This is a genomic window from Adlercreutzia equolifaciens (assembly GCF_029076695.1).
In the GTDB taxonomy this organism is placed as follows: Bacteria; Actinomycetota; Coriobacteriia; order Coriobacteriales; family Eggerthellaceae; genus Adlercreutzia; species Adlercreutzia equolifaciens_A.
Window position 1 is genome coordinate 1 of record NZ_JARFIK010000065.1, and the last position, 424, is coordinate 424.

Annotated in this window: 1 pseudogene; it reads right to left on the reverse strand. The window is 62.7% G+C overall.

Annotated elements, in window-relative coordinates:
* A pseudogene (locus PZH32_RS11485) lies at nt 1-424 on the reverse strand (Sir2 silent information regulator family NAD-dependent deacetylase); the annotation flags it as partial.

A 424-nucleotide genomic window follows, 5' to 3' on the forward strand; every position in this document is an offset into this window, starting at 1 on the left:
CCGCATACGTCGCAGGTGGGCACCAGGCTCGCGTCGGTGATGCGGGTGCGCTTGCCGTGGTCGGTGTCCTCTTCGATGCGGGCGAACAGCTCGGCGTCCACGCGGATGCCGTGCTGGCCGGTAATGCACTGGATGTGAGCGTAATCTCCCTGGGTGGCGAAGATGCACTCCGGGTCGAAGCCGGCCTTGAAGAACTGCATATCGGCGTTAGTGGTGATAACGAAGTAGTCGCGGGTGCGCGCCCACTCGTAGATTTCCTCGTAAAGCGGCTGGGCCTCGAGCCCCAAGTTGTTCACCGTGGCGTGATGAGCCCAGTAGGCCCAGCGGTCCTCCTCAGTGGGGAAGGGGTAGAAGCCCGCCGTGTACATGTCGGTCATACCGTAGCGCTTGATGAACGAGGGAAACGTCTCCTGGAAGCGCTGGC